At 39.6% G+C, this 1,641-nt stretch carries 2 protein-coding genes; both read right to left on the minus strand.

The window, feature by feature from the left end; all coding sequences use genetic code 11:
- Positions 1-136 precede the first annotated feature (136 nt).
- Positions 137-556, minus strand: a complete 420-nt coding sequence (locus H5185_RS22000; protein WP_182743271.1) for a hypothetical protein — start codon at positions 554-556, stop codon at positions 137-139.
- Positions 557-1,102: 546 nt separating this feature from the next.
- Positions 1,103-1,360: a hypothetical protein gene (locus H5185_RS22005; protein WP_182743273.1), complete on the minus strand. Its 258-nt coding sequence runs from the start codon at positions 1,358-1,360 to the stop codon at positions 1,103-1,105.
- Between the last annotated feature and the right edge of the window lie 281 nt (positions 1,361-1,641).

Below are 1,641 nucleotides of genomic sequence, written 5' to 3' on the forward strand. Positions count from 1 at the left end.
ACGATGATTTGACAGCTAAATGACAGACGAAGTAGATGAATTTGTTGATTGATTTTAATTTGACTGCAAAAGCAGTCAAATAAGTTAGGCTCGCCTATTGACTGGCGGGAGGCTCATATGTGTTACACGTTGCTTGCTACTGAAAGATATTGCCTTCACCTGCTTGCGCGGAAATTTCACCGTATTGAAGCTGACCATTTTTTAAGGTGTAGGGAAGAAGAACAACAATAGAATAACCCGTCTCATGATCCAGCTCGATGGCTAATGCATCTGAAGGTTCGCCATTAGCTAATTGAACCCTAACATCGTATACAAGAGCAGTAGCTTTATATTCATTATTCTTAGCTGCCGTATGAAATGCCTTGTGAAGCATGTCTATGACCTCTGAGGATGGAGGATGCTCGTCGCCATCATAGGCTGCGACACTTACAATTTTCCCTTCGGGAGTCATTGCGCCACCATAAGGAAAGAACTCACCGTGTTCGGATAATAGTTTTTCTGCAAGCGGCAAAACCGCATCCATTAATTCTTGAGATTCTTCTTTACCTTCTTGCACAGTTCCTCCTAAGCAAAACCCCGAAAATACCAATAATATTGTTGCGATGGTTCGTTTAATCATGACGTGTAACGCTTTGCTAAACGGCGAGCGTTAGCGAGTCCAGTGGAGGCCGCTTTTTGGCCGGAACGATGTTTGAGCAACTTGTTATAAGGCATCACTCGAAACACCTTTTTATAAAATATGCGCACGCCGAAGCAAGGCCAAAGAATATAAAAGAAATAGCCAGTAAACCGAAACTAGCACCAACAAGCTGCAAGGTGAACTCCTTCTCAGTGTTGACGATAGAACTAATTAGCGCGCCGATTATAGCCACGCCAAAAACACTAAATAGTACTAGACCAACTAGCATTGCAAAGAACACTATTGGCTTTTGAAGCCTCTTAAACTGAATCCCTAGCAATACTGCTTCAACTAATCCCACGCTGAACCTCTTGTGACTTATAACGCCTCTAATAAACGGCGCAAACTTGTTGGCTATACTTGCGAAGCACGAGCCAAAGCCAGCGAGTTTGTGTCCGATTGATTGGATTGTTATATGCCGATTTAATCACCCGAACTTGACACTCCGATACTGTCTTGTGAACCGCCACCAAACGAACCACCACTTGGTTTATTGTTATCAGAATCATGACTACGATTAAACAACCATAAACCAATAGCACCAAAAAAAGGAATCAACCAAACAACTATTACCTGCGCAATTTTCTGGAAACGGTTCAAGTCACTACGTTTAAAAAGATAAATACTCACAGAAAAGTTTAGAGAAATAAGAGCTACAATACTAACGAATAGATAATCCATATTCTTAATAACTCCTTAGGCACATAACAGCTTATTGATTAGCAGCAGGATAACCTCCTGCTTTCTTGTAAGTTTCTTCGTCAAAATATCACTTGTAAGTGTTTGTTGTAAATATATTATTTAACAAAAAATACAGGTTAAATATGACAATTTAGCAGATAAAAAAGATGCATAGGTGTTTACGAGGTCTGCATAGCACTTTTATATATATTACAAACTATTGATAATAATGAGTTAATGTTTAACAGTTAGTATTATCGATGCGCCAATCCAACGATTTA

Source organism: Shewanella sp. SG44-6, from assembly GCF_014164185.1.
Lineage (GTDB): Bacteria > Pseudomonadota > Gammaproteobacteria > Enterobacterales > Shewanellaceae > Shewanella > Shewanella vesiculosa.

Coding starts and splice junctions, on each gene's coding strand:
- H5185_RS22005 (WP_182743273.1), bottom strand. CDS start 1,360: ATGGATTATCTATTCGTTAGTATTGTAGCTCTTATTTCTCTAAACTTT.